The 25,878-nt window shown below is 69.8% G+C and carries 20 protein-coding genes and 2 pseudogenes; 9 read left to right on the top strand and 13 right to left on the bottom strand.

What is annotated here, in order from left to right; genetic code table 11:
• Nucleotides 1-139: 139 nt before the first annotated feature.
• Nucleotides 140-901: pseudogene (locus tag LX88_RS14575) on the bottom strand (glycosyltransferase 87 family protein); the annotation flags it as partial.
• 253 nt (nt 902-1,154) lie between these two features.
• On the opposite strand from LX88_RS14575, the gene LX88_RS14570 reads away from it, so the two are divergent.
• Complete coding sequence (locus LX88_RS14570) at nt 1,155-3,518, top strand: ATP-binding protein (RefSeq protein WP_307790315.1); 2,364 nt, start codon at nt 1,155-1,157, stop codon at nt 3,516-3,518.
• An 8-nt stretch (nt 3,519-3,526) separates the two neighbouring features.
• On the opposite strand, the gene LX88_RS14565 is transcribed toward LX88_RS14570, so the two are convergent.
• Nucleotides 3,527-3,712, bottom strand: a complete 186-nt coding sequence (locus LX88_RS14565) for a hypothetical protein (RefSeq protein WP_090070377.1) — start codon at nt 3,710-3,712, stop codon at nt 3,527-3,529.
• A 210-nt stretch (nt 3,713-3,922) separates the two neighbouring features.
• Between LX88_RS14565 and LX88_RS14560 the strand changes: the two genes are divergently transcribed.
• Together LX88_RS14560 and LX88_RS14555 are read left to right on the top strand one after the other, a co-directional pair.
• Complete coding sequence (locus tag LX88_RS14560) at nt 3,923-4,966, top strand: DUF1996 domain-containing protein (protein WP_258948306.1); 1,044 nt, start codon at nt 3,923-3,925, stop codon at nt 4,964-4,966.
• Nucleotides 4,942-5,514: a DUF305 domain-containing protein gene (locus LX88_RS14555; protein WP_258948305.1), complete on the top strand. Its 573-nt coding sequence runs from the start codon at nt 4,942-4,944 to the stop codon at nt 5,512-5,514. The genes LX88_RS14560 and LX88_RS14555 overlap by 25 nt, the downstream gene beginning before the upstream one ends.
• 43 nt (nt 5,515-5,557) lie before the next feature.
• On the opposite strand, the gene LX88_RS14550 is transcribed toward LX88_RS14555, so the two are convergent.
• The 9 genes and pseudogenes from LX88_RS14550 to LX88_RS14510 form a co-directional block, all read right to left on the bottom strand.
• Entirely contained in the window at nt 5,558-5,848 is a 291-nt protein-coding gene (locus LX88_RS14550) for a DUF4342 domain-containing protein (protein ID WP_258948304.1), read from the bottom strand.
• A gap of 133 nt (nt 5,849-5,981) precedes the next feature.
• The gene (locus LX88_RS14545) at nt 5,982-6,527 is read right to left on the bottom strand and encodes an RNA-guided endonuclease TnpB family protein (RefSeq protein ID WP_258948718.1); all 546 of its coding nucleotides are present in this window, start codon (nt 6,525-6,527) and stop codon (nt 5,982-5,984) included.
• Nucleotides 6,528-6,621: 94 nt separating this feature from the next.
• Nucleotides 6,622-7,350: pseudogene (tnpB, locus tag LX88_RS44585) on the bottom strand (IS607 family element RNA-guided endonuclease TnpB); the annotation flags it as partial.
• A 120-nt stretch (nt 7,351-7,470) separates the two neighbouring features.
• A complete protein-coding gene (locus LX88_RS14535) occupies nt 7,471-8,871 on the bottom strand; it encodes a radical SAM protein (RefSeq protein WP_258948302.1) in 1,401 nt (466 codons plus the stop codon).
• On the bottom strand, nt 8,871-11,381 hold the full coding sequence (locus LX88_RS14530) for a glycosyltransferase (protein ID WP_258948301.1): 2,511 nt from the start codon (nt 11,379-11,381) through the stop codon (nt 8,871-8,873). The genes LX88_RS14535 and LX88_RS14530 overlap by 1 nt, the downstream gene beginning before the upstream one ends.
• A 130-nt stretch (nt 11,382-11,511) precedes the next feature.
• Nucleotides 11,512-12,417 carry a carbohydrate ABC transporter permease gene (locus LX88_RS14525; RefSeq protein ID WP_258948300.1) on the bottom strand — a complete coding sequence of 302 codons (906 nt, stop codon included), beginning with the start codon at nt 12,415-12,417 and terminating at the stop codon, nt 11,512-11,514.
• Complete coding sequence (locus LX88_RS14520) at nt 12,414-13,709, bottom strand: ABC transporter permease subunit (protein ID WP_258948299.1); 1,296 nt, start codon at nt 13,707-13,709, stop codon at nt 12,414-12,416. Before LX88_RS14520 ends, LX88_RS14525 begins: the two co-directional genes overlap by 4 nt.
• The gene (locus LX88_RS14515; RefSeq protein WP_258948298.1) at nt 13,706-14,986 is read right to left on the bottom strand and encodes an ABC transporter substrate-binding protein; all 1,281 of its coding nucleotides are present in this window, start codon (nt 14,984-14,986) and stop codon (nt 13,706-13,708) included. Before LX88_RS14515 ends, LX88_RS14520 begins: the two co-directional genes overlap by 4 nt.
• 8 nt (nt 14,987-14,994) lie before the next feature.
• Nucleotides 14,995-16,188 carry an ABC transporter ATP-binding protein gene (locus LX88_RS14510; protein WP_258948297.1) on the bottom strand — a complete coding sequence of 398 codons (1,194 nt, stop codon included), beginning with the start codon at nt 16,186-16,188 and terminating at the stop codon, nt 14,995-14,997.
• Nucleotides 16,189-16,320: 132 nt separating this feature from the next.
• Here LX88_RS14510 and LX88_RS14505 point away from each other — a divergent pair, with 132 nt between their 5' ends.
• Entirely contained in the window at nt 16,321-17,004 is a 684-nt protein-coding gene (locus LX88_RS14505) for a response regulator transcription factor (RefSeq protein WP_258948296.1), read from the top strand.
• Complete coding sequence (locus LX88_RS14500; RefSeq protein WP_258948295.1) at nt 17,001-18,215, top strand: sensor histidine kinase; 1,215 nt, start codon at nt 17,001-17,003, stop codon at nt 18,213-18,215. Before LX88_RS14505 ends, LX88_RS14500 begins: the two co-directional genes overlap by 4 nt.
• 3 nt (nt 18,216-18,218) lie before the next feature.
• Here the strand turns inward: LX88_RS14500 and LX88_RS14495 are convergent, their stop codons facing one another.
• Nucleotides 18,219-18,515 (bottom strand): YiaA/YiaB family inner membrane protein, encoded by a 297-nt coding sequence (locus LX88_RS14495; protein WP_258948294.1) that lies wholly within the window; start codon nt 18,513-18,515, stop codon nt 18,219-18,221.
• A 467-nt stretch (nt 18,516-18,982) separates the two neighbouring features.
• Between LX88_RS14495 and LX88_RS14490 the strand changes: the two genes are divergently transcribed.
• Complete coding sequence (locus LX88_RS14490; RefSeq protein ID WP_258948293.1) at nt 18,983-20,425, top strand: sigma-70 family RNA polymerase sigma factor; 1,443 nt, start codon at nt 18,983-18,985, stop codon at nt 20,423-20,425.
• 47 nt (nt 20,426-20,472) lie between these two features.
• A complete protein-coding gene (locus tag LX88_RS14485) occupies nt 20,473-20,946 on the top strand; it encodes a hypothetical protein (protein ID WP_258948292.1) in 474 nt (157 codons plus the stop codon).
• On the opposite strand, the gene LX88_RS14480 is transcribed toward LX88_RS14485, so the two are convergent.
• Nucleotides 20,932-23,775 carry an AfsR/SARP family transcriptional regulator gene (locus LX88_RS14480; protein ID WP_258948291.1) on the bottom strand — a complete coding sequence of 948 codons (2,844 nt, stop codon included), beginning with the start codon at nt 23,773-23,775 and terminating at the stop codon, nt 20,932-20,934. The two genes, LX88_RS14485 and LX88_RS14480, sit on opposite strands and share 15 nt — an antisense overlap.
• A gap of 29 nt (nt 23,776-23,804) precedes the next feature.
• Between LX88_RS14480 and LX88_RS14475 the strand changes: the two genes are divergently transcribed.
• The gene (locus LX88_RS14475; protein WP_258948290.1) at nt 23,805-24,821 is read left to right on the top strand and encodes a LacI family DNA-binding transcriptional regulator; all 1,017 of its coding nucleotides are present in this window, start codon (nt 23,805-23,807) and stop codon (nt 24,819-24,821) included.
• A gap of 158 nt (nt 24,822-24,979) precedes the next feature.
• Nucleotides 24,980-25,870, top strand: coding sequence for a hypothetical protein (locus LX88_RS14470; RefSeq protein ID WP_258948289.1), 891 nt, complete (start codon nt 24,980-24,982; stop codon nt 25,868-25,870).
• The last annotated feature ends 8 nt before the right edge of the window (nt 25,871-25,878 follow it).

Below are 25,878 nucleotides of genomic sequence, written 5' to 3'. Positions count from 1 at the left end.
TGTCGAACTCGTGCAGGCGGGTCACGAACACCAGGAACACGGCGGCGAAGGCCGGCCAGGCGTTGCCGCGCAAGGCGAGGAACACCAGCACCGGCACGCACCACACCCAGTGGTGCAGCCAGGAGACCGGTGAGGCCAGCAGACCGGCGCCCGCGACGACGAACAGCGCGACGAGGTCGTCGCGGGTCCGCCGGGCGACGAGGACCGCGACGGCCACGACGACCGCGGCGAGTGCCGCCCACAGCAGCGTTTCGGCGCCGGGTGCGAGGCCGAAGCCGCGCAGGACGCCCCGGATCGACTGGTTGGTCGACAGCGACATGTCGCCGATGCGGTCCGGGTTCAGCAGCGAGCGCAGCCAGTACTGCAGCGAATCCCCTGGTGCGATCAGGAATCCCGCGACCGCGAGGCCCGCGAACGTGGCCACCGTGGTGATCGCCGCCCGCCAGTCGCGCCTGGCGACGAAGTAGAGCACGAAGATCGCGGGCGTCAGCTTGATCGCCGCGGCGACGCCGATCAGCACGCCGCGGAAGCGCTCGTCCTTCACCAGCACCACGTCGGTCACGACCAGCGCCAGCAGGAACAGGTTGATCTGACCGTAGCCGTACGTCGTCCACACCGGGTCCAGCACCAGCGCGCCGATCGCCGCGAGCAGTCCGGCCGTCCACTTGAGACCAGGACGGAGCTCGCCGGCGACCGCGACGCACACCGCGGTGAGCGCGACGAAACCGGCCGCAACCGTGAGCGGGTTCTGCAGCGCTCCCGGCACGAGGGTCAGGCCGCTGAACAGCATCGCCGCGACCGGCGGGTAGGTGAAGGGCAGCTGGGGGTCGAGCGGCGGGCCGGTGAACCCGACGTAGAGAGGCCGGCCCTCGAGCCAGGCGAGGCCGCCGAGCCGGTACACGTCCAGGTCGATCGGGTAATGACCGGACCACGTCACCAGCAGCCACACCAAGGCGGCAAGCCAGAGCACAACGGCCAGTGGAGAAACAAATCTTCGCGGAACCAGATCGGTTTTCCGCGTCAGGGAAGCTGTTGACACCTATTCGAAATTAGCGACGGCTCCGGTTGTTCACCTTGCTGAACAACCGGCAGAACCACCAGCAGAAGTGCTCTTGCCAGCAACGACGAGCGTGCCCGGACGTCTATCAGGGCGGATGATGCGCAGGAGGAAGAGGGGGTGCGCAGTGAGCACATCAGTGTTCGGGGACTTTCTCCGCTTTTACCGATCGCGTGTTCCGCTGACGCAGGAAGAACTCGCGGAACACACCGGATTGAGCACGCGGGCGATCAGCGACATGGAACGCGGCCGCACGCTCAGCCCGCAGTTCCGCACCGTGCAGCTGCTCGTCGGCGGGCTCGGGCTGCGTGACGAAGAGGCGGCGGAGTTCACCGCGCTCGCCCGTGCCAGCCGGGTCGTCGCGGTGCGGGAACGGCCCGGTGCGCCGTTCGCCGTGGCGTCCTCCTCGCTGCCTCCGGTGCTCATCGAGCTCACCGGCCGGGAGGCCGAGAAGGACCTCCTGGATGGATTCGCCGCTGACGCCGCGTCGTCGTCCCGGCTGCAGATCGCGGTGGTCCACGGCTCACCCGGTGCGGGCAAGACCGCGCTGGCCGTGGACGCGGGCCATCGGCTGGGCGCGCGGTTCCCCGACGGTTGCGTGTTCCTCGACCTGCGCGGCACCGACACCGAGCCGCTGACGCCGGAGAACGCCGCGTACCGGCTGCTGCGGTCGTTCGGCTTGGACGAACGCCAGATCCCAGCCGACCCCGACGACAGGCTGTCGCTGTACCGATCGCAGCTGCGCGACCGGACGGTGCTGCTGGTGCTGGACAACGCGGCGAACGAGGCGCAGGTGCGTCCGTTGCTGGCGTCCAGCCCCGGCACGCTCGTCCTGCTGACCAGCCGCCGCATCCTGACCGGTCTCGACGCCCGGCACCGCCTCGCCCTGGGGTTGCTGCCGCTGGACCGTTCCGTCGAGCTGCTGCGGGCCGTGACGGGCTCCGAACGGCTCGACGCCGAACCCCAGGCGGCGCAGCGGGTCGCCGAGTTGTGCGGCGGCACGCCGCTGGCGTTGCTGATCGCGGGCAACCGGCTCACCAGCAGACCGCAGTGGACGGTCAGTCACCTCGCCGGGCAGCTGGAGGACGAGGGCCGCCGCCTCTCAGTGCTGCGGGCGGGCGACCTGCAGGTGCGGGCGGCGTTCGAGATCTCCTACGACCAGCTCAGCGCGGGCGCCGCCGCCCTGTTCCGCAGGCTGGCCCTGGTGCCGAGCCCCGACACGAGCGCCGCCCTGGCCGGTGTCCTCGTCGACGACGCCGAGGAGGCGCTGGACGAACTGGCCGACGCGAGCCTGCTCGGCATCAGCGACACACCCGGCCGCTACACGCGCCACGACCTGCTGCACGTCTTCGCCGCCGAACGGCTGGAGCTGGACGAGGACCCGGCCGCCGTGCTCGAAGCACGCACACGTTTGCGCCACTGGCTCCTGGGCACCGCGACCACGGCCGCCCGGTTCTTCGACCACGACGTGCCGGCCGAGCGGTCGGGTCCGGTGCGAGACAGGGAGTCCGCGTCCCGGTGGCTCGAACTCGAGCTCGACAACTGGCGCACCGCCGTGGAAGCAGGCGTGAAAGCCGGCGAGCACGAACGCGTTCTCGCGCTGGCCCAGGCAATGCACTGGTACTCGGACATGCACGGCGTCGGCGAACTGTGGCGCGAGATCTTCACTGCCGGAGTTCACTCGGCCCGCCGGCTGGGCAACGCCGAGGACGCCGCGGAGCAGCTGAACTACCTGTCGTGGGCGCTCTACGCGTTGTGCGGCCAGCCGCACGAAGCGCTGTCCGTGCACGAGGAGGCCGCGGCGATACCGGTCGACGACACCGTCACCGAGGCATGGACCTGCTACTACGGCTCGGCGATCCGGCGGCGGGTCGGCGAACCGGACAAGGCGGTGTGGCTGGGCCGCCGTTCCGTCGAGCTGTTCGAACAGGCGGGCTACCGGATCGGCGAGAACCTCGCGCTCTCCCTGCTCGGCGTCATGCTGCACACGACCGGCGACCTCGCCGAAGCCGCCAAGGTGCAGCAACGCAGCGTCGACCAGCACCGCGAAGACGGTGGTGACGACGAACTGCTGTCGATGCTGCTGATCCGGCTGGCGACGACCCTCGCGGCCGCGGGCCAGGTGATCGCCGCGATGGACCTCCTCGACGAGGCGGAGGCGTTGTTCCGCAAGCACTCCAACACCGCCGGAACCGCCCGCGTGCAGCACAACCGCGGTCTGGTGCTGATGGACGCGGGCCGCCACGGCGAGGCACAGGAACAACTGCTGGCGGCCCTCGGCGAGGCGCGGCTGTCCGACCACCGGGTCGAGATCATGGCCAGGCTCGCCGACCTCGCCGACGCCGCGGGCGACGCGGCGCAGGCCCGCGAGCACCGGGTGCGGGCGCTGGCGGAGTGCGACCGCTACGACACACCGGCGGTGCGCGTCACGGCGGCGAAGCTGGTGGCCGCACTGGGATGACGCGGGCGTCAGCGCCTCTTCGGCCAAGGGATCAGCAGCATGACGCCGGCGCCCATGCACAGCAGCCCGATGGTCGTCCACAGCTGCTGCCCGGTCATGAAGCTGCCCTCGAGGTAGCCCAGCCCCTGCGCCGTCCACACCCCGCCGAGCAGGAGCAGCACGACGCCGATTCCGACCAACAGTTTTCTGCTCATGCCGGCGCAGCCTACCGGCGGTATTTCCGCTGGTCGTCCGCGTGGCCGCAGAGCCTGTTCCGCGCGCGCCGAAAAGATTCGGCGAAGTTTTCTGTTATCGCCGGGCGCCCCGGACATCTCCTGGTCAGAGGACACCTGGACCGGCTGGCGAGGTGAACGCCGGGCCGGAGTCCTCGTCTCCCTGTGCCAGTTCTGCCCGAAAGGAACTCCATGCCTCACGTCCCCAGTTCACGGTTGCGGCGGCGCGTGTGGATCGCCGCCCTCGCCGTGGCGGGCGTCGCGGCGTCCGCGGTGACCGCGAACGCGATGTTCTTCACCCCGCCCGCACCGCCCAAGGCGATCCAGACTTCCACGCCCGCGGCCACGACGCCGGCGCCGGTGACGACGGCGGACACCACGACGCCACCGCAGGCCGGCACGACCACGCCCGCGGCCGAGACGACGAAGGCCGCCGTGGTCGCGCAGCCGAAGCCGCAGGAGCCGATCCCGCCGAACGCGGTGCGCGTCGCGGAGTTCGTCGCCGAGTGCCCGTTCACGCACCGGCTCCCGGACGACCCGATCGTCCTGCCGAACCTGCCCGGCGCCTCGCACATGCACAGCTTCTTCGGCAACGCCTCCACCAACGCCCGCTCGGACGTCACGAGCCTGAGCGCGGCGACCAGCTCGTGCAGCCCGAAGGTCGACCTCTCGTCGTACTGGGTGCCGACGCTGCTGGTCGACGGCCAGCCCGTCGAACCGACCGGCACGACGTTCTACTACCTCGGCGAGGGCGTGCGCGACGACGTGACCGCGCGCATCCAGCCGCTGCCGTACGGGCTGCGCATCGTCGCGGGCAACGCCAAGGCCACCGCTCCGGACAACAGCACGATGTCGCGCTGGTCGTGCCTGCACGCCGGCCACGTCGGCGCGTCCAAGGACTTCGTGAACTGCCCGGCGGGCACGATGATCGAGTCCTACCTGGACTTCCCGCAGTGCTGGAACGGCAAGGACCTGGACTCCGCGGACCACAAGAGCCACATGTCCTACCCGGTCGCGGGCGACTGCCCGTCGACGCACCCCGTGCCCGTGCCGAAGCTGCGCCAGGTGCTGCGGTACCCCGCGAGCGGTGACCCGGCGCGGTTCAAGCTGTCGTCCGGTCCCGGGTTCACCATGCACGGCGACTTCTTCAACGTCTGGCCGGAAGCCGAGATGGCGCAGCGCGTGCGCGACTGCATCAACCGCATCGTCAAGTGCGGACCGGACGGCCGCCCGTAGTGCGGATCCTCGTCCTCATCGCGGCCATCGTGGTGGCGACGGGCTGTGGGGCACCGGCCGGCGACTCCCCGCCGGCCAGTGCCCCGCCGGACGGCCTCAGCGCCACCGGTCTCAGCGCCACCGACCTGGCGTTCATGGATCTGGTGATCCCCCAGAACGAGTCCACGCTCGCCGCTCTCGACCTCACGGCGAGCCGGCCCGGCTCTGAGCTGCGCCCGGTGGCGGCTCGGCTGGAGGCCCGCTACCGGGCAGAACTGGCGCAGGTGCGGGAGTTGCTCGCCCAGAACGGCAAACAAGAGAGTGACCAGCACGCCGGGCACGACATGCCCGGCATGATCACGCCAGCCGAAGTCGCCGCCATCGGGTACGCCGAGGGCACCGCCTTCGACCAGCAGCTGACGGCGTTGCTGCGCACCCAGTTCGAAGAGGCGCGCACTGTCGCCCGCGCGGAGCTGTCGTCGGGCACGAGCAAGCCGGTGGTGGAACTGAGCGCACGCATCGACAGCACGCGTGCGGAGTTCCTGGCGCTCCTGGAAGACGCCTCGTGACGAGGTGCCGTCGCCACTACCGGCGACGGCACCCGTCCGCTTGCTACGCCTGCCCGGCCTCGGCGGGAGCCGCGGTCTGACCGGCGGGCGCCGGGCGGTTCTCCAGCTTGATCCCGCACTTGCCGACCAGCGCGACACCGGCACCGATGGTCGTGGCCACCGGAGCGGCGAACGCCGCGACCAGCCCGAGAGCCAGCGGCACCTCGAGCACCACGTCGTCCTTGCTGTCACGCACGACAACGCGGCGGTTGATGCCCTCGTTCACCAGCCCGCGCACGGCGTCGACCACCGAGTCGACGGCGGTACGGGCGGACTCGGACGTGGATTCGCTCATGACTCTCCTAGAACTGCGGATCTTCTCGACAACTCCAGCTTGCCCGCGACCGGACAACCTGCCATCAGGGTTTCCCCTGATCCCTGCCTGATCTCCCGTTGCCTGAGGTGTGGGTGAATGTGAGTTCACGGGTTCAGGCAGTCGTCGCCTTGCGGCGGCGGCGTTGGCCCGTACCGGGTGGTGCGGGTCTTCCCGTGGCGGTACCCGCTGCCCACACGGTGTGGGTCTGACAGGGGTTTCCATCGGGCGTGTTTAGCGTCCCGGCGCAACTTGCCGTGGACGTGTCGCCCGCCAGCTCGTCGACGAGTGCGGCGAGGTTGCGGGCGGCGTTGAGGTCGCGATCGAGCATGAGGCCGCACTCGTCGCAGTGGTACACCCGGACGCGCAGCGGCAGTTTGGCTTTCACCGCGCCACAGTCCGAGCAGGTTTTCGAGGACGGGTACCAGCGGTCGGCGACGACCAGCCGGCCACCGGCCCAGGTGGTTTTGTAGGTGGTCTGCCGCCGCGGTTCGCCCATGCCGACACCGGCGATGTGCCGGGCCAGGCTGCGGTTGCGCAGCATGCCGGCCACGTTGAGATCCTCCAGCACAATCGTGCCGAAGCCGCGGACCAGGCGGGTGGTGAGCTTGTGCAACCCGTCCCGGCGCGCGTTCGCGACCCTTGCATGGAGTCTCGCGATGCGGGTTTGTGTCTTGCGCCACCGGTGCGACGGTTTCCGCCCGGTGCGTGTCGGGACTGGTGCGGCGGGCGGCCTGGCGTTGCAGGCGGCGTAGCTCCCGCTGCGCGACTTCGAGGTGCTTGGGGTTGGTGAAGACCTCCCCCGTGGACAGCACCGCGAGCGAGGTCACCCCGAGGTCCACGCCGACCACCGTGCCCGGCCGGGTGGGGGCCGGGTCGGCACGGGTGATCTCCACCGAGAACGAGCAGAACCAGCGCCCGGACCGGCAGGACACGGCCGCCGACCGGATACGGGCCGTGCCGCGCTCCACGTGCCGGGCCAGCTTCCGTGTGGACTCGCAGGTGCGCACCGTGCCGATGCGTGGCAGCGTCACATGCCGCCGATCATCGGTGAGGCCGAACGCGCCGGTGGTGAACCGGCACGACACCCCGCCGCGCTTGCCCTTGAACCTCGGGAACCGCACCGGCGCGCCCCGCCGCCCGCCGGTCCGGGAGCCCTGCCAGTTCGTCAGCGCGGTGGCGAGGTTGGCCAGCCCCGACGAGTACGCCTCCTTGGAGTTCTCGCCCCACCACGGAGCCACCTCGTACTTGGCCTGGTTCCAGTCCTTGCGCAGGCTGTACGCCGACCACGACACCGACGCGGTGCACTGATCGACGGGGATGTCATAGGTCTTCTCGGCGGCACGCTGATCCAGGTTCGCCTTGATCCGCGCCAAGCCCCAGTTGAACGCGTACCGCTGCGCACCGCAATGCGACCGCAGAGCCGCGTGCTGCCCCGCGGTCGGATCGAGCGCAAATCGGTACGCCTGGATCACTGTGACCATCTCACCGTCACGGTAACGAACGACACCGACAGTCCCAGCCCACCACGCACAGACACTCACACAATCCGCGTTCACCCACGATTCACCCGGCAGCTGCGAACCCCTCAGAGCACCGGGTGGTCAGAGCTCGGTGTTGATGATGGCCTCCACAAGAACCTCGCCGTCCTCGGTCAGCGAGACTCCCCCGTCGTCGACGGAGACGAGGCCGCGTTCGGCCAGGGAACCGAACTTCTCCCCCCACGGGCTGTCGTGCAGTGACGTGCCGTACCGAGCGTAGTGCAGGTCCGAACGCACCGGTTGCAAAGTGGACAACGCCATCTTGACCGCCCTCGCCTCCTGCGCTCCCACGTCGAACCCGGTGGCGGAGCCGAGCGGTATGCGGCCCGCCTCGACGGCCTGGGCGTAGTTCTTCCAGTTCACGTCGGTGATCGCCTCGGAGGCGCGGCAGCTGGAACTGCCGCCCAGGCCGATCGCGACCTCGGCCTCCTGCTTGTCCTGGTCCACCATGATGGACTTCCACTTCTCCGGGCCGAGGCCGTCGCGGGCGAAGTACATCGTGGGGTGCTCGGTGTAGCCGGCGGCGCGCAGGCCGTCCGTCAGCACCTCGCGCATCCGGTACTGCTCCTGCAGCGCCGGCCAGAAGTGCCCGTCGTGCACGAGCTTCTCGCGGTACTGCGGCAGCTGCCACGGCGCGGGCTGCTCCCCCGCCACCCCGGTCCTGGTCTCGGCGTAGGACTTCAGGTGCAGCTTGGTGCACACCACGGCGGTGACCTCGTTCTCCAGCACCACGTCCAGGTCGCGTTTGACGCTGTCGACGGTCTGGTCCAGCAGGCCGTACATCAGGTCGATGCTGACCCACTCGAAGCCGGCGGCCTGGGCGTTGCGCACGAAGTCGACGCACATCTGCGCGCTGTGCTCGCGGCCGCACTCGCGCAGCACGTCGTCGTCGAACGACTGGACCCCGCTGGAGAGCTTGGTGCAGCCCAGTTCTCGCAGGGTCTCGAGCTTCGCCGGGGTGAACGTGCTCGGGTCGCCCTCGAACCGGATCGTCGTCTCCCCGGTGAACCCGAAGTTCTCCCGGTAGAAGTCGAGGAGCCGGCGGATGTCCTTCTCCGGCAACAACGACGGCGTGCCGCCGAAGACGTTGAACTCACCGATCGGCGCGTTCGCGAGCTCCGGCACGCGCTGCAGCCAGAGTTCGGCCTCCCGGATGTTCCAGTCCACCCACTGCGACAGCTTCTCCTCGTTGCGTCCGCCTTTGACGAGCACGACCGGGTACTGGCAGAAGCGGCACTTGTAGGCGCACGTGGGGATGTAGGACCAGAGGTGGATCGGCGCCGTGCCGGTGAGCTGGTCGCTCAGGTCGGCGAGGAAGTCGTCGACGCCGTAGCCGGGAACGTTGCCGGGGAACACGTGCGCGCCGAACGGGTCCTCGGTGACGTAGTCGAGAAGGTGCGCGTTGGCGGGATTCTGCAGTGCCGCCCACACCCTGGGTTCGGAATCGGTCAGAACACGGTTCATCAGAACACGCCCCCATTGCCGAAGTAGTTGTGCGCCTCCCCTGACTCGCGGTCCTCGCAGTAGTACTTCACGAACTCCGCGAACCGGTCCTCCGGCACCGTGTCGAAGCACTCCGGCAGCGGCGGCGGGTAACCGATGTCCTCACCGACCGCGGCGCGCAGCCGGGCGAAGATCTCGTCCCGGAACTCGAGGTAGAGCCGGTAGGACGGCGTCTTGTACGAGTGGATGGGGAGGAAGTCGACGACGCTCATCTCGGCCTTGATCTCCGCGACGCGCGTGGCGAGCCTGGCCGCCAGGTCCTCGCCGAAGAACGCGATCACGGCGTCCTCGTCGAGGAAGGACGGTGTCAGCAGGACGGGCAGGATGGTGTTCTTCGGCGTGAAGTCCTTGATGGAGAACTCCCAGGCCTGCACCGCCTCGGCCTCGGTGAGGTCGGCCGTCTTGGGCGGTGCCTCCGGCCGGATGTCCCGCATGACGATGATGCCGTCGTTGCCGTACGCGCGGCCGGAGATGACCTCGTCGATCGCGTGGTTGACGCGCCTCGGGTTGATCTCGACGCGCGACTTCGGGGCGTAGGCGATGTCGTGACCGGAGCCCGCGACCCTGATGCCGAAGTCCCAGTCGTCCGACAGGTGGTTGACGAACTTGCCGTTCTGCAGCTGGTAGAAGATCTCGATGCCGCCGACGTCCTCGTAGGCCTCGCGTTCGACCGCGAAGCCCTTGCCGTCGGGGAACCCGCCGAACAACGAGAACGTCACCGCGCGGCACCGCAACGTGCGCTGGATCGCGTCCCAGAGCCGTGGCCTGCCGACGAAGTGCTCGGCGTTGTAGTAGTAGTCGCACACCCCGATCGCGGCCTTGTCCTTCTCCATCACCGCGAGGAGCTCGACGAGCCAGCGGCGGTCGACCCGGCAGTCCGCGTCGGCCGACACGAGGTAGAAGCGCTCGCCGGGGTCCTTGCGGTTGCGGCTCCTGCGCACCGCGAACTCCATGCCGGCCCTGCGCGCACACGCCACGCCCTGCTCGCGTTCGCTGATGACGTGGATGTCGACCGGTGAGCTCTCGGCGAACCGGCGGGCGATCTCGACCGTGTCGTCCGTGGAGTTGTTGTCCACCAGCACGATCTCGTAGGTGGCGTGGTCGATGTCCTCCTGGTCGCGCAGGGACTGCAGCACGGCCTCGATGTTCGCGGCCTCGTCGAACACCGGCAGCACCACGCTGAGGCGGGTGCGCGGTCCCATCGCGGGAGGGAACAACGTGCTCACCAGGCCGGTCGCGGCCTCACGGGTGTGCGTGCCGAGCTGCCTGTTGTGCGCCACCACTTCCGCCCGCCTCTCCGCGTTCGTCATGAGTTCGTGGACCTGCCGGGCGAACTCCGGCGTCGGCAGGTCGTGCTCCAGGATGTCGAGCACCGGCGCCTCGTACCCCGCGTACACCGTGTCGTAGAGGGCGTAGCGGCTCGCGATGTACGGCACACCGGCCGCGATCGCCTCGCCGATGGGATTGCCGAAGCTCTCGTAGTCGTAGGACGTCAGGAACGACACGACGTCGGCGTGAGCGAGCAGGTCTCGCACCGAGAACCCCGGACCGGCCGACTCGCACGGCTCCAGGACACCTCCGAAGACGACCGGCACCCGGAGCTCCTCGGCGAGCGCGCGGAGCTTCCTGGTCTCGGCCGGGTCCTCCTCGGTGTCGCCGGCGACGAACAGGCAGGTGCCCGGCAGCAGGGCCACCAGGTGCAGGTCGCGGTCGATGCGCTTCTGCGGAATGATCCTCGTGGACCTGGCGATGATCCTCGTGCCCGGCGCGATGCCGTGGTGCTGCAGGAAGTCGGGCCTGCCGGGGCGGTCCGGTTCGGTGAACGTGTTCGGCAGCAGGTCGAGGTTGCGCAGCTGCGGCATCCATTCCAGCGTGCGCCGTCTCGCCTCGTCGTGCAGCGCGAAGTAGTGGATGTGCGGCGAGTTCACCATCGGAGGCGTTGCGGGATAGGGGAAGCTGCCGTACTTGGCCGGCTCGCTCTGCCACATCAGGTCGTGGTCGCGCCACAGCACGAACCGGCCGAGGTCGTGTGCGGCGCCGTACCGGGCGATCGCCAGGTAGAGCGCCTTCGTGTAGGCGACGTTCTCCGGCAACGTGCCGTTCTCGACCATGACGAGCGTGACGCCCCGGGCTTCCCAGGTGCGCACGATCGCGTCGGCGAGCTGCTCGGAGATGCGATCGGTGTCGGGGATCTCGTCGCGGCGCACGCATTCCAGCGTCGCCGCGACGAATTCCCGGTCGTATCCGGCAATGTTCTCGATGCCGTCGACGCGATCGAGTCGCACCCAGTCAGGCACGCGTTCGTGCCGGTATTCCTGGAAGAATCGGCCTTTGTCGGCCTTGATGTCGTAACCGAGGTCGAGGTGAACGCGAAATCCCTGGTCAGCGAAGGATCTGGCGGTCTTGAGAAACTCGACGACCACGCCGGACATGGCCGTGGCATCGAACGAGACACCCCAAAGAGCCGGCATAGGCTGCTCCGTTTCGAGTGATTCACTCTCACTCGAACCTAGCATGAAAGCGCTCTCCCGCCAGGTCGCGTCTCAATCGGCTCCGATTCGGGCAGAGCTTGCGCGGCAAGGCACCCCGTCGCGCTGGCGGCTACTTGGTCGACCCCGCCAGCACGCCCTGCACGAAGTACTTCTGGAACACCAGGAACACCGCGAGCGGCACGACCATCGACAGGAACGCGCCCGTCGAGAGCATGTCGATGTTCGTGCCGAACTGCCGCAGCTGGGCCCGCAGCGCCACCGTGATCGGCGCCGAGTCCTGGTCCGCGAACACCAGCGCCACCAGCAGGTCGTTCCACACCCAGAGGAACTGGAAGATCGTCAGCGAGGCGATCGCCGGCTTGGCCACCGGCAGGACCACCCGCTTGAAGATCACCCACTCCGTCGCGCCGTCCATCCGCGCGGCCTCGATCAGGTCGCGCGGGATGCCGGCGAAGAAGTTGCGCAGCAGGAAGATGGCGAACGGCAGCCCGAACGCGACGTGGAACAGCACCACGCCGGTGATCGTGCCGAACAGCCCCAGCGCGCCGAACAGCTTCGCCACCGGGATCAGCGCGACCTGGATCGGCATGACCAGCAGCCCGACGACGACCACGGTCAGCGTCTCGCGGCCGGGGAACTCGATCCACGCCAGCGCGTACGACGCCAGCGACGCCATCACGACGACCAGGACCGTCGCGGGAACGGCGATGTAGAAGGTGTTCAGGAACGACTGCCACACCGCCTGGTTCGCGACGAGCTCGGCGTAGTTGGCCAGCGTCAGCTCGGCGGGCTTGGTGAACACCGTCCACCAGCCGTCCGCGGTGTTGGCCGACTCGTCGCGCAACGACGCGATCAGCAGGCCGAACACCGGCACCATCCAGAACACCGCCACGAGGGCGAGCACGACCTGCACGACACCGTTGCCCAGCCGGGCGACGAGCCGCGTCAGCACACCCCGCCTGGGCGCGCCGGACACCGGCACGTCGATGCGCACCTCCTCGGCCACCAGGGTCATGACCGCTCCCGTCGGAATCGGCGGATGTTGAACAGCATCGCCGGGGCCACCAGCAGGAACAGGATCACCGCGAGCGCACTGCCCGCCCCCTGGTCGCCGCCCGTGCCGAAGGACACCTGCCACATCTGCAGGGCCAGCACGTTGGCCTCGGACTGCACCGAGCCCGGCGCGATGACGAACACCAGCTCGAAGATCTTCAGCACGTTGATCACGAGCGTCACGAACACCACCAGCAGCACCGGGGAGAGCAGCGGGACGGTGACGCGCCTGAACACCTGCCACTCGGTCGCGCCGTCGACCCGCGCGGCCTCCAGCGCGTCCCGCGGGATCGCCGAGAGGCCCGCCGCGATGAACGTGATCGCGAACCCGGTCATGATCCAGATCCAGGACGAGATGATCACCGGGGTGATCAGCGACGCCCCGAGCCAGGTCAGCCCGCGGAACGGCAGCGTGAAGTTCTCCGCCGGCAGCCGCACGGTCACGTCACCCGCGCCGAGATCGGGGAACGTGAACCTGCCGTCGTCACCGGTCGTCGTGCGGGCGACGACCTGCCCGTCCCGCACGGCCTCCACCGCGACGCCGGGCAGCCCGCGCTCGGTCGGGTCGACCGAGCCGGCCCTGCCGCCGACCGACACGTCGAGCCACAGCACACCGCGCAGCTCACCGGTGCCCGCGGCCGGCGGAGAGGCCGGAAGCGCCTGCGGAGGCACGTCCTGCGACGAGTACCCGATGAGCGGCAAGGAGATCGTGTCGCCCGCCCGGGACGGCCTGATCGAGGCGAAGCCCGCATCCGTTCTGGCGTAACCGTCACGGGGCCGTGCGCCGGGATACTGCGACGCAGGGCTGAACATGTCGTGCACGCCGACCACGACCGCGTTCACGACGCCCTGGTTCGGCGCCTCGTCGTACACGAGCCGGAAGATGATGCCCGAGGCGAACAGCGAGATCGCCATCGGCATGAACAGCACCAGCCGGAACGCGGTGGCCCACCGGATGCGCTCGGTCAGCACCGCGAGGACCAGGCCGATGCCGGTGACGGCCGCCGGGGCGACCACCACCCAGATCACGTTGTTGCGGAACGCGGTCAGCGTCCGAGGGTCGGTGAACGTGTCGACGTAGTTGCGCGGACCGACGAACTCGTTCCCGCTCGCGTCGAAGAAGCTGCGGATCAGCGAGTACACCAGAGGGTAGAGCACCAGCGCCGCGAGCAGAATCAGCGCGGGGAGCAGGAACGGGATCGCCTGCCGGGGCGAGCGCCCCGGCGCGGCGTCCACGTTCACCCGAAGCCTCATTTCCCGAAGGCCTTCGCCGCGTTGGCTTCCAGGCGCGCCATGATGCCGTCGACGTTCTTCGGGTCGGCCAGGAAGTCCTGCAGATCCTTCCACTCCCCCGCGCCCTTCGTGCCACCGAACGCGGCCGGCGCGAGGTCGGACATGTCGAACCGGACGTTGTCACCCGCGTCGACGATCCGCTGGGCGAGCTCCTGGGTGACGGCGTCGGGGTAGGCGGTCTCCGGGATGTCCTTGTTGGGCGAGAGGAACCCGCCCAGCTCGGCCCACACCTTGCCGGACTCGGGCGAGGCCAGGAACTTCATCAGCTCGGTCGTCGCCTTGTCGTCCTTGAACTGCACGGCCATGTCACCGCCGGCGACCACGGCGTCCTTGCTGCCCGCGACCGACGGGAACGGGAAGAACTTGGCGTCCTCGCCGACCTTCGCCTTGGTGTTGGTGGTGATGATGCTGGCGACGAAGTCCGCCTCGAACACCATCGCGGCCGTGGAGGGCTCACCGAAGACGTTGGTCACGGACTTCGGGAACTCGGTCTGCAGCGCGCCGCCCGCGATCAGCGTCGGGTCGCCCCAGAGCTTCGCCAGTTCCTCCAACGCCTTGCGCACGGTCGGGTCGGTCCACGGGATCTCGTGCTTCGCGAGCTTGTCGTAGTTGTCCGGGCCCGCGGTGCGCAGGTAGACGTTCTCGAACCAGTCGGTGAGCGTCCAGCCGTCCGCGCCGCCGACCGACACCGCGGCGAGCCCGGTCTCGGAGATCGCCCTGCTGGTCTTGATCAGGTCGTCCCACGTCGCCGGAGGCGTGGCACCGACCTGCTGGAAGGCCTTCTCGCTGTACCAGAACGCGGACTTGTTGGCGGTCTTGAAGGTGAAGCCGTAGAGCTTGCCGTCGACGCTGCCGAGCTGCTTCCACACCGCCGCGTTGTGGTCGGTGACGGCCTTCTCGACGTCGGCGTTCACCGGCTTCAGCGCACCCGCCTTCGCGAACTGCGCGACGAGTCCGGGCTGGGCGATCAGGGCGACGTTCGGTGGTGTGCCGCCCGAGATCCTGGTCTGCACCACCGTCGGCAGCTCGTCACCGGCGGGTGTGTACCTGACCTCGGCACCCGTCTTGTCCGTGAACACCTTCAGCACCTGCTCGAAGCTCTTCTGCTCGTCGCCGGTCCACGGGCCGACGACCTCGACGGTCTGGCCCTTGAGGTCCTCGGTGGTCCCGGTTCCCGCCGCGCCGCCGGAGCACGCGGCGGCGGTGAGCGCGAGCAACGCGATCCATTGCTTCCCCATTGAAGCTCCTACTTCCAAATCGAGGACCCGGTGGCCGGGTCGAAGAAGTGCAGCCGGGAGGTGTCCACCCAGGCGGCGACGGGTTGTCCTTCGTAGATGCGGGTGCGCGGGCTGAACCGTCCGACGAGGACGGTTCCCTTGCTGGCCTTGGGCAGGTCATCGGTGCCGGTGTCCTTCGCGAGCTCCCTGGTGTCGTCGGTGACGACGGGCGGGACGTCGACCGGGAAGTGCACGAGGACGTCCGAGCCCATGGCCTCGACGAGGTCGGCGACGGAGTGCAGGATCTCGCCCTCGCGGGCATCGGCCAGAGCCGTGTCCTCCATGTCCTCGGGGCGGATGCCGACCACGACGTCGCGGCCGACGTACCGCCTGAGCGCGGGCCGTTGCTGCAGGACGGACTCTGGCAACAGCAGCGCGTCGGAGCCCAGCGAGACCCAGAACCGGCCGTCGGGGTCCTCGTCGAGCTTCGCGGACACGAGGTTCATGCCCGGCGAGCCGATGAACCCGGCGACGAACAGGTTGACGGGCCGGTCGTAGAGCTCCTGGGGCGGCCCGACCTGTTGCAGCACACCGCGGCGCATCACGGCCACGCGGTCGCCGAGGGTCATGGCCTCGGTCTGGTCGTGCGTGACGTACACGGTCGTCACGCCGATCTCGCGCTGGATGCGCGCGATCTGCGCCCGCATCTGCACGCGCAGCTTGGCGTCCAGGTTGGACAGCGGCTCGTCCATCAGGAACGCCTGCGGGGCCCGCACGATCGCCCGGCCCATCGCGACGCGCTGGCGTTGCCCGCCGGAGAGGTTGCGGGGCTTGCGGTCGAGGTGCTCGGTCAGTTCGAGGACGTCGGCGACCTCGCGGACGCGGTGGTCGATCTCCTTCTTCGGGAGCTTGCGCAGTGTGAGGCCGAACGCGATGTTGTCGTAGACGTTGAGGTGCGGGTAGAGCGCGTAGGACTGGAACACCATCGCCACGTCGCGGTCACGTGACGGCACGTCGTTGACGACGTTCTCGCCGATGTGGATCGTTCCCTCGGTGATCTGCTCGAGCCCGGCGATCATCCGCAGCGCCGTCGTCTTGCCGCAGCCCGACGGGCCCACGAGCACCAGGAACTCGCCGTCGCGGATCTCCAGGTTGAGGTCGGTGACCGCACGGGTGCCGTCACCGTAGGCCTTGCCCAGCCCCGTCAGAACGACTTCTGCCACGCCAACTCCCTGGTTCGGTGTGCTGCAGACCGTAGGCCCGCCATCCCTAAGGGAGATTTAAGGACGAAACACGATCTCGATAAGCTCGTGACATCTCTCCCGAACGACGGGTTCGCTGCTTACGCTGCGCGTATGCCGAAGGTGCTGGTGGTCGAGGACGACCCGGTGGTCCAGGCGGCGCTGGTGCACGCGCTGACCGACCTCGGGCACGTCGTGCAGGCCGTCGGCACCGCTGTGGCCGCGCTGCGCGAGGCGGGGACTTCCGAGCTGGACCTGGTGATACTCGACCTGGGCCTGCCGGACCTGGACGGCGTCGCGGCGCTGCGGATGCTGCGCGGTGTGAGCAACGTGCCCGTCATCGTGGCGACCGCGCGGGGTGCCGAGGCCTCGGTCGTGAGCACGTTGAACGCGGGCGCGGACGACTACATCGTGAAGCCGTTCTCGGCCGAGCACCTGGCCGCGCGGATCAACGCGCTGCTGCGCCGCACAGGTGGTTCCGCTGTCGCGTCCGAGGTCGTGGAGCTCGGCGGGTTGCGCATCGACCTCGCCCAGCGGGCGGCGACGCTCGGCGACTCCGCTCTCGTGTTGAGCAGGCGGGAGTTCGACCTGCTGGCCTATCTGGCGCAACGGCCGGGGCGCGTGATCTCGCGGCGGGAGCTAATCCAGGCCGTGTGGGGCAATCCGTACGTGGGTGACGACAAGACGATCGACGTCCACGCGTCGTGGTTGCGGCGCAAGCTCGGCGAGACCGCGGCGCACCCCCGTTACCTGCACACGGTCCGGGGCGTCGGGTTCAAGCTGGCGGCGCCCGAATGAGGGCGGTCATCACCCGCTCCCTGCTGCTCGCCGCCGGTCTGGTCGCCCTGGTTTTCGTGGCCACGGCCGGTTTTCTGCTCTACTCGCACGCCGCGGGCACCGCTGCCGAGGCCGACCGGCGGGACGCGGCTGTCGTCACCGGGGTGCTGGCGGTGTCCGCGGATCCCGACGCCGTCCGGGGAACGATCGCGCGCACGGCCGCCGGTGCCGAGGGCCGGTTGTCGGTGGTGCTGAGGGACGGCACGCGGCTCGGTGCCGGTGGTGGCGCGCCGGTCGCTTCCGTCGACGGGGCCGTGGTGTCCGTGGTGCCCGCCGCCGTGCCGTTCCCGTTTCTCGCGGTGTTCGTGGTCATCGGCGTTGCACTGGTGAGCTTGGGTGCGGCGGTGTGGTTGGGGCACAGGCCTTTCACGCCCGTGCTGGCGGCGCTGCGGGAGCTGACCACGTCGGTCGGGCGGCGGGTGCGGCTGCGCGGGCCGCGCGAACTGGAGGCGCTGGCGGCGTCGATCGACGAGGCCTCGTCGCGGACGTCGCAACTGCTGGCGAAGGAACGCGAGATGATCGCGGACGTGTCGCACCGGCTGCGGACCCCGCTGGCGGCCTTGCGGCTCGACGCCGACGCGGTGGGGCCGGGGCCCGTCGCCGACCGGATCCGCAGCGCCGTCGGCACCCTGGGGCACGACGTCGACCGGATCATCCAGTCCCTCCAGCCCACCGAGGGCGAGCAGGCCGGCACGTGCGACGTGGCGGCGGTCGTGGAGACGCGGATGGTGTTCTGGTCCGCGCACGCCGCCGATCAGGGCCGGATGTGCGAGATCGACGTGGGCGAGCCGTGCTGGGTGCCGCTGGCGCCCGACGCGCTGGGCGCCGTGGTGGACACGTTGCTGGAGAACGTCTTCCGGCACACGCCTCCCGCCGCGCCGGTCGGGGTGTCGGTGGTGCGGCACGGCGGGTGGGTGACGCTGGTGGTCGAGGACGGCGGCACCGGGGTGGCTGATCCGTCCTCGGCGTTGCACCGGGGCAGCAGCGGTGGCGGGTCGACCGGGCTGGGCCTCGACATCGCCCGTGCCGCGGCGGAGGCGACCGGCGGGACCATCCACCTGGAGCGCGGGCGGCTGGGCGGCGCCAGGGTGCGGCTGCGGTTCGGGGAGGCCGACAGCCACCACGAGCCGGCGAGCCCCCGCGCGTGGCGGCTGTGGCAGGGCCACCCCTGACCGTCAGGGAGCGTCGATCTTGAACGGGTCGTGGTCGGTGAGCAGCTTGTCGAGCCGGGCTCTGTCCACCCGGCTGGTGATGTAGGTGTCCTCCTGCCGGTCCCTGAGCACCTTCGCCAGCGTGAACGCCGAGGTGACGGTGTAGAGCATCGCGATGCCCAGGAACGCGCGCACCCATCCGTCGACGGGCAGGAACACGACTCCGATGCCGACGGCGGTCAGCGAGAGCCCGAACGAGAGGACCGCCTGCACGTAGAAGGCAGCGGTCGTCGGCGTGTGCGGGGGCGTGGCAGAGGTCATGATCCGAGAGTCCAGCGTCGCCCGCGGGCTGTCATGAGTACGGCTACTCATGTCCAGGTCACGTTCCGTCCGGCGGACCACCGCGCAGTCCTCTGTGGACGGTGCAAATCGCACCGGATGCCTGCCATTGGCCCAGTGCGCGCTGGTTCCTTTGGGGTCGCACCGAGAATTGCCCGGCGCCACCGATTAGTTCTGCGAACGAAACGGACGGGTCCAGGTCACCGGAACCAGCCGGGTCAGCAAGTCCACGCAGGTAGGACGCGCAGGCGCTAGGGCCTTCAGTCCTGTGTTGGTCAAGACTTGCGCGAGTCCTGAACTCTTTTATACATCAGGATCGTATGCGTGGATTGTTCGTGTTGGGTGATGTCGATAGGGTCCGCGTATCACCACAGGGCATCACGTTAAGAGGGCTTTCTTTGATCGGGCAGCGTGGACGACCGTCGTCGGATGCCGACCTGATCGATGCCGTGAGAGACGGCAAGGTCGAGGAGTACGGCAAGCTCTACGAACGGCACGTGCGCTCGGCGACCATGCTGGCGATGCAGCTGTCCTCGTCGTCCTCGGACGCCGACGACCTGGTGGCGGAGGCGTTCGCCAAGGTCCTCGCCGCGTTGCGCGGCGGCGGTGGTCCCGGAGCCGCGTTCCGGCCGTACCTGCTGACGGCCGTGCGGCACGCGGCGTACGACCGCACCCGCAAGGAAAAGCGGCTCGAGCTCGCGGGTGACGTCGAGGAGGTGCACGGCGCCACCAAGGCGACCAGCGTGCCGTTCCGCGACAAGGCGGTGGAGGACCTCGACCAGGCGATGGCCGCGACGGCGTTCGCGACGCTGCCCGAACGGTGGCAGACCGTGCTGTGGCACACCGCGATCGAGGGCCAGTCGCCCGGCGAGATCGCGCCGTTGCTCGGCCTCACCGCGAACGGCGTCTCCGCGATGGCGTTCCGTGCGCGTGAAGGCCTGCGCAAGGCGTTCCTGCAGGCGCACATCAACCAGGAGCCGACGGAGAAGTGCCGGGCCACGGTGACGAAGCTCGGCGCCTGGACCCGCGGCGGTCTCAAGGGCCGTGACGCCGTTCAACTGGACGCGCACATGGACGACTGCGCCGAATGCCGCAAGCTCGCCAGCGAACTGTCCGACGTCAACGGCGCGCTGCGCGGGCTCGTCGCCCCCATCGTGCTCGGCACGGGCACCGCCGGCTACCTCGCCGCCGCCGCGACCGCGGGCAAGGGCGCCGCGGTGACCGTCAGCCTGACCTCGTGGCTGGGTGTCGCCGCGTCCGCCGCGGCCGTCGTGGTCGTCGCCGCCTCCGGAGTCGTCAGCACCGACGGCGGACCGTCCTCGACGATCCCCGGCGCCGCGCCGGCGACCACCACGAGCACTTCCGAGGGCGTGACGCAGACCGGTCAGCCGGGTCAGCCCGGCTCGCCCCAGAACTCCGGCAGCGCGCCGACGGGCGCCACCGCCGGTTCGGTGGCACCAGATGTGGGGACGAGCGGCGTCGCCGGACCGGCGACCACGACGAACAACGGCACGGTCGCGCCCGCGGCGGCCGACCTGTCCGGGTCGGCGCCCAACGGCGTCGCCATGACCACCGACGGCCCGCCCAACGAGATGAACATCAGCATCACGAACAACGGCACGGCACCGACGACGGTGCCAACGTTGACGCTGACCATGCCCGACAAGATCAAGACGGTCGGACCGGGCAAGACCTCGGTGGGCATGATCGGGTGCCCGGCGGGCAAGGGCACCGTGACGTGCGAGGGCGGCCAGACGCTGGCACCCGGTCAGACGATCACGTTCCGCGCCCGGCTGCAGGCGGGTCCCAAGGCCGGGGACGGGGTCATCACCGGGGTGGCGGGGCCGGTGCAGGTGAGCATCCCGATCACGATCGCCCAGGCGCAGGCCTGAGTCCACTTCGGACAGCGGGATCGGCCCGGGCACCGCACCATGGGCGGGTGGAGGAGCTCACGGCCGCGTTGACGGAGCTGGAGGCGCCGTTCCGCACGCTCGTCGACGACTCGGAGTGGGCGCACGCGAGCGTGGAGGGCCTGGTGCTCGACCTCGGCACCTGGTGGTCCGCCGACGCCGGCACCAGGCTGCAGCCGCAGGTGACTTTCAGCGACGCCTTCAGCGAGGCCAGCCGCCACAACGCCGGGACGTACGTCGAGGGCTACGTCTGGACGGACGGGCTGGCCGTCGCGGCCGCGTGGTGCGGGCACGACGGCGCGGTCGTCTACGGGCCACGAGCCGTGGCGTACCTCGGCGTGGGGCTGTCCCCGCACTTCTGCCGCCGGATCCAGCAGCGCAACGGCACAGCCGCGGTGCTCATGAGCAAACACCCCAGGCTGTTGCCGTTGCTGCGGGACGGACTGCCGCGTGGCGCGGTGGTGCCCGGCGGGAGGCCGGGCCCCCGCTCACTCCGTGACTAGCGCGGCGAACCTCTCGTCCGCCTCTTTCCGGTGCCGCTCCGCCTCGGCGGGATCGGCGACCGCGCGGGCGAGGTGCTTGTGCGCGTTCGCGGCCTCCCGCCGGTCGTCGATGCGCTCGGCCAGTTCCAGCGCCTCACGCAACGGTGCGATGGCCTCGGCAGGACGCCCGGCCGCGGTCAGCACCTCACCGAGGTAGTTGAGCACCACGGTCTCCGTCGTGACGTCACCGATCGCGCGCACGGCGGCCAACGCCGATTCCAGCGCCTCCAACGCTTCGGAGTGCCTGCCCATGGCGTGCAGGATCATGCCCAGCGCGCTCTGGGTGTCCGCCTCGTCGCGGCGGCTGCCCATCTCCCGCATCAGCGCGAGCGCCGACGTGCACGCCTGCAACGCCTCGTCGTACCGGCCGAGCGCGCTGTAGATGTTGCTGACGTTGCTCATCGCCTGCGACTCGAGGTGCCGGTCACCGAGCTGACGTGCCACGGTGATGGCCTGTTCGAGCAGGTCAGCGGCCTCGGTGTGGCGGCCCAGGGTCCGGTAGACCAGCGAGAGGTTGTTCAGCGTGCCCGCCACGCCCTGCAGGTCGCCCAGCTCGCGGAGCATCTCGATCGCGCGCTCGTTGTAGTGGATGGCCGTCGGGTACTGCGCGGTCTGCCAGAACACCATCGCGTAGTTCTTCGTGGTGATGGCGAGCGCGACCGGCTCGTCCTTCGCTGCCTCCAGCGCCAGTTCGTTGATCGTGGCCCAGTCACGCGTGTGGCCGCGCACCATGCAGAAGAACGTCAACGCCCGTGCGAGCTGCCAAGTGTGCGTGCGCCAGTCACCGTCGAGCGACAACGCCACGGCGGCCACGAGCGTCTGGCGTTCGGTCTCCAGCCACTCGACCGCGTGGTCGTAGTCGCGCAGCACCAGCCGTGACTCCGGCCGGTAGGTGATGTCGACCTCGTACCTGCGCGCGGCGGGCGACATCAGCCTCGTCGCCTGGTTCGCCGTGTCCAGGAAGTGGTCGAGCAGCCTGGTCAGCGGCTCACGGGTGGCGTGCACCTTGGACTGCGCGTACTGCCGGAGCAGGTCGTGCATCCGGTACCGGCCGAGCGTCGCCGACTCCAGCAGGTGCACGTCGACGAGGTCCTCGAGCATCCCGTCGGTCTCGAGCAGGTCGAGCTCGCCCAGCGCCGCGGCCTGGTGGACGTCGAAGTCGGTGCCGTGGTGCAGGCCCAGCAGGCCGAAGAGCCGCTGGTGGGCGGCGGGGAGCTGGCTGAACGACAGCGCGAAGACCGCGTCCAGTTCGGATAATCGTCCCTCGCGCAGCCGCGTCGCGAGGTGGGCGGTGGTCCAGGTGGGACGGCTGCGGAGCCGTCCGGCGGCCAGGCGCACGGCCAGCGGCAGCCGTCCGCACAGCTCCACGACCTCACGAGCGGCGGCGTCGTTGCCGCGCTCGTCGCCGACGATCGTGGCGAACAGCTGCAACGCCTCCGCCTCGGACAGCACGTCCAGCGTGAGCGTCGAGGTGCCTTCCAGCTCGACCAGCCGCGCACGGGACGTGACCAGCACCAGCGACCCCGGCACACCCGGCAGCAGCGGACGCACCTGGTCGGCGCTCACCGCGTTGTCGAGCACGACCAGCAACCTGCGCTGGGACAGCTCGGCCCGCCACAGGGCGGCCCGTTCGTCCAGGCCGACCGGGATCTCCTCCAGGCCGAGCGCGCGCAACAGCACGTCGAGCGCGTCTGTCGGTTCCACGGGCGCACGGCCCGCGGTGTGCGCGTGCAGGTCGATGAACAGCTGACCGTCCGGATACTCCAAGCGGTGCGCCAAGTGCACGGCGAGCGTCGTCTTGCCCACGCCCGGCATGCCGTCGATCGCCGAGATCACGACGGCTGACTTGCCGGTGACCGCCTTGGTCAGCCGGTCCAGCTCGGCCACGCGGCCGGTGAAGTCCGCGACGTCGCGGGGCAGCGTGTTCAGCGCCGGCCGTGGCTGGTCGCCGCGCAACAGCCGTGCGTGCAGCTCGCGCAGTTCGCCGCCCGGATCGGTGCCGAGCTCTTCGGCGAGCAGCACCCGCACGTCGTCGAACACCTGCAGCGCCTCGGCCGGCCGGTTGGCCCGCTGCAGCGCGTGCATGAGCTGCAGCCACAGCTGTTCCCGCAACGGGAACTGCTTGGTCAGCCGCCGCAGCTCGGGGATCAGCCGCTGGCCCTGGCCGAGCTCGATCGACAGCCGCGCGTGCTGCTCGGCGACGGTGAGCCGCCGTTCCTGCAACAGCGTGAGCTCGGCCTCGAGCCGCGGCCCCACGGTGAGGCCGTCCAGCGCCGGGCCACGCCACAACGCCAGCGCTTCCTCGTACTTCGGCACCGCCGCCCGGTGATCGCCCCGCTTCAACGCCTCGTCGCCGGCCGCGCACAGCTCTTCGAAGACGCCGACGTCGACCTCTCCGTCCGGCACCTTGAGCCGGTATCCACCTGGAACGGTGACGAGGTCGTCCAGCACGAGCTTGCGCAAGGCGGCGACGTAGGTTCGAATGTTCGATTCAGGAGCTGCGGGTGGAGATTCCCACACCGCCTCGCTCAGATGTTCAAAGCTGACCGTCTCGTTGGCGTGCAGTGCCAACGCAGCGAGCAACGCCCTTTGCCGGGGCCCGCCCAGCCGCAGTTCCACGCCCCCACGCCAGATCTGCAGCGGCCCAAGAAGCCGATACCGCACTAGCCCTCCTCGGGGGGCATGGTGCCAGAACTCGGGGGTGCTGTGCGGAATTTGTGCGGACGATCTTGGAAACTTGGCGCACGCCGCCGTGAAGAGGGGGAACGAAGATGCACCTGAACAGATCATGGTCCGGCCAGGCAGCCTAGGATGACCGCATGACCGAGACGGCGAAGCGACGTCCCGGCCCCCGGATCGAAGAGGTCGCGCGGGTCGCCGGAGTGTCCAAGTCGACCGTCTCGCGGGTGATCAACGACGAGCAGTACGTCAGCGCGAAGGCCCGGGAGGCCGTCCACGCCGCCATCGCGCAGCTGGGCTACTCCCCCAACCAGGCCGCGCGCTCCCTCGCCGGCAACCGTGCCAACGCCATCGCCCTGGTCGTCTCCGAACCGACCGGCCGAGTGCTGTCCGACCCGTTCTTCGCGGGTGTGCTGCGGGGCATCCACTCCGAACTCGCCGGCCGCCACATGCAGCTGCTGCTGATGATGAGCCAGCCCTCCGACACCGGCGACCTCGTCACCTACCTGAGCAGCGGGCACGTCGACGGCGCGTTGCTGGTCAGCCTGCACGGCGACGACCCGCTGGTGCCGATGCTCGCCGAGATCGGCCTGCCCGTCGTGTCCGGCGGACGCCCGCTGGGCACCACGGTCCCGTTCGTCGACGCCGACAACTTCACCGGTGCCCTGGAGGCCGCGCGGCACCTGGCGTCGCTGGGCCGCAAGCGCATCGCCACCGTCGCCGGGCCGAAGGACATGGCCGTCGGCGCCGATCGCCTCAGCGGGTTCAAACGCGGCCTGAGCGAGGCCAGGCTGTCAGCGAACCTGGTGGCGCACGGCGACTTCACGCCGGAGAGCGGTGCGCGGGCCATGGAACTGCTACTGCGCAAGGATCCCGGCCTCGACGCGGTGTTCGTGGCCGCGGACATCATGGCGCTGGGCGCGTTGCAGGTGCTGCACGCGCAGGGCAAACGCGTACCCGAGGACGTCGCCGTGGTCGGGTTCGACGACTCGGTGTTCGCCGCCACCGCCACGCCGCCGCTGACGACGATCCGGCAGGACGTCGAGGAGCTCGGGCGCACGATGACGTGGCGACTCCTCGCGGAGTTGGCGGGCGAGCAGGGCCTGCCTCCGTCGCTGCTGCTGCCCACCTCGCTCGTGGTCCGTTCCAGCGCCTGATCGGGCCGGCCAAAGGACTTACATCGGCGGTGGTCGACCGTCCGTGACGGATCTGCCTGATTTTCACCCGTTCGGCACAACTCCGGAGCACTGTCGGTAACACGGCGCGCAAGTTCTCGATGGTGAGGCGTACAAGCCCACCCGAGGGAGTTGCGACAGTGATCGAGAACTCGGCCGCCGGTCTGGTGATGGTTCCCGGCGAGGTGACGGTGACCGTCACCGGCGAGCAGCACCACCAGGACGTGCTGTCGCGATACGCGGTTCCGGACGGCGTGACGCGGCACGTCGCCGTGAACCTGACGTGGTGCACGATCGCCGCCGGCAAGCACCGCGGTCAGCGCGGCATCGAGGTCCGCCTCGACGGCTACCGCGTGGGTGAGCTGACTTTCCTTATGTCGCAACGGTATGCGCCCGTGCTGATGCACGTGGAGTCCGGCGGCGGCTCGACCGGCTGCGCCGCGTTCGTCCAGCGGGGCGGCAACGGGGTGCTGCAGATCTCGCTGCGCATGCCGCGCGAGATCCCCCGCGGCGCGGTCGTGCCGGTCACCGCGGCGCGCAAGTCGTGGGTGGCGCCCGTGGCCATCGGCGCGGCCAGCCTGCTCGCGTTCTTCTTCGCGGTCGGCATCATCGGAGCCGCCGTCGGCGGTGCGCCGGACAAGGGCAGCGCGGCCAGTGCGACGACGACGGCCTCGCCCACCACGACCACGACCACCGTGGCGCCGACCAGCACCACGACGTCGACAACCACGACGACAACGACGACTACTACTACGACGACCACTCCCCCGGCGGTCGCGCAGCCGAAGCCACAACCCCAGCCTCAGCCTGCTCCGCAACCGAAGCCCCAACCTCAACCCCAGCCACAGCCGCAACCGGCGCCCAAGCCCGCGTGCGACCCGAACTACAGCGGCTGCGTGCCGATCGCGTCCGATGTGGACTGTGCCGGCGGCAGCGGCAACGGGCCCGCCTACGTGGCAGGCCCGATCCGTGTCATCGGTACCGACATCTACGGGCTGGACAGCGACAAGGACGGCACCGCCTGCGAGTGAGCTGAACG

This window comes from Lentzea californiensis, from assembly GCF_024648825.1.
Classification (GTDB): Bacteria; Actinomycetota; Actinomycetes; order Mycobacteriales; family Pseudonocardiaceae; genus Lentzea; species Lentzea californiensis.
This window is presented reverse-complemented; position numbering and strand designations above follow the sequence as displayed.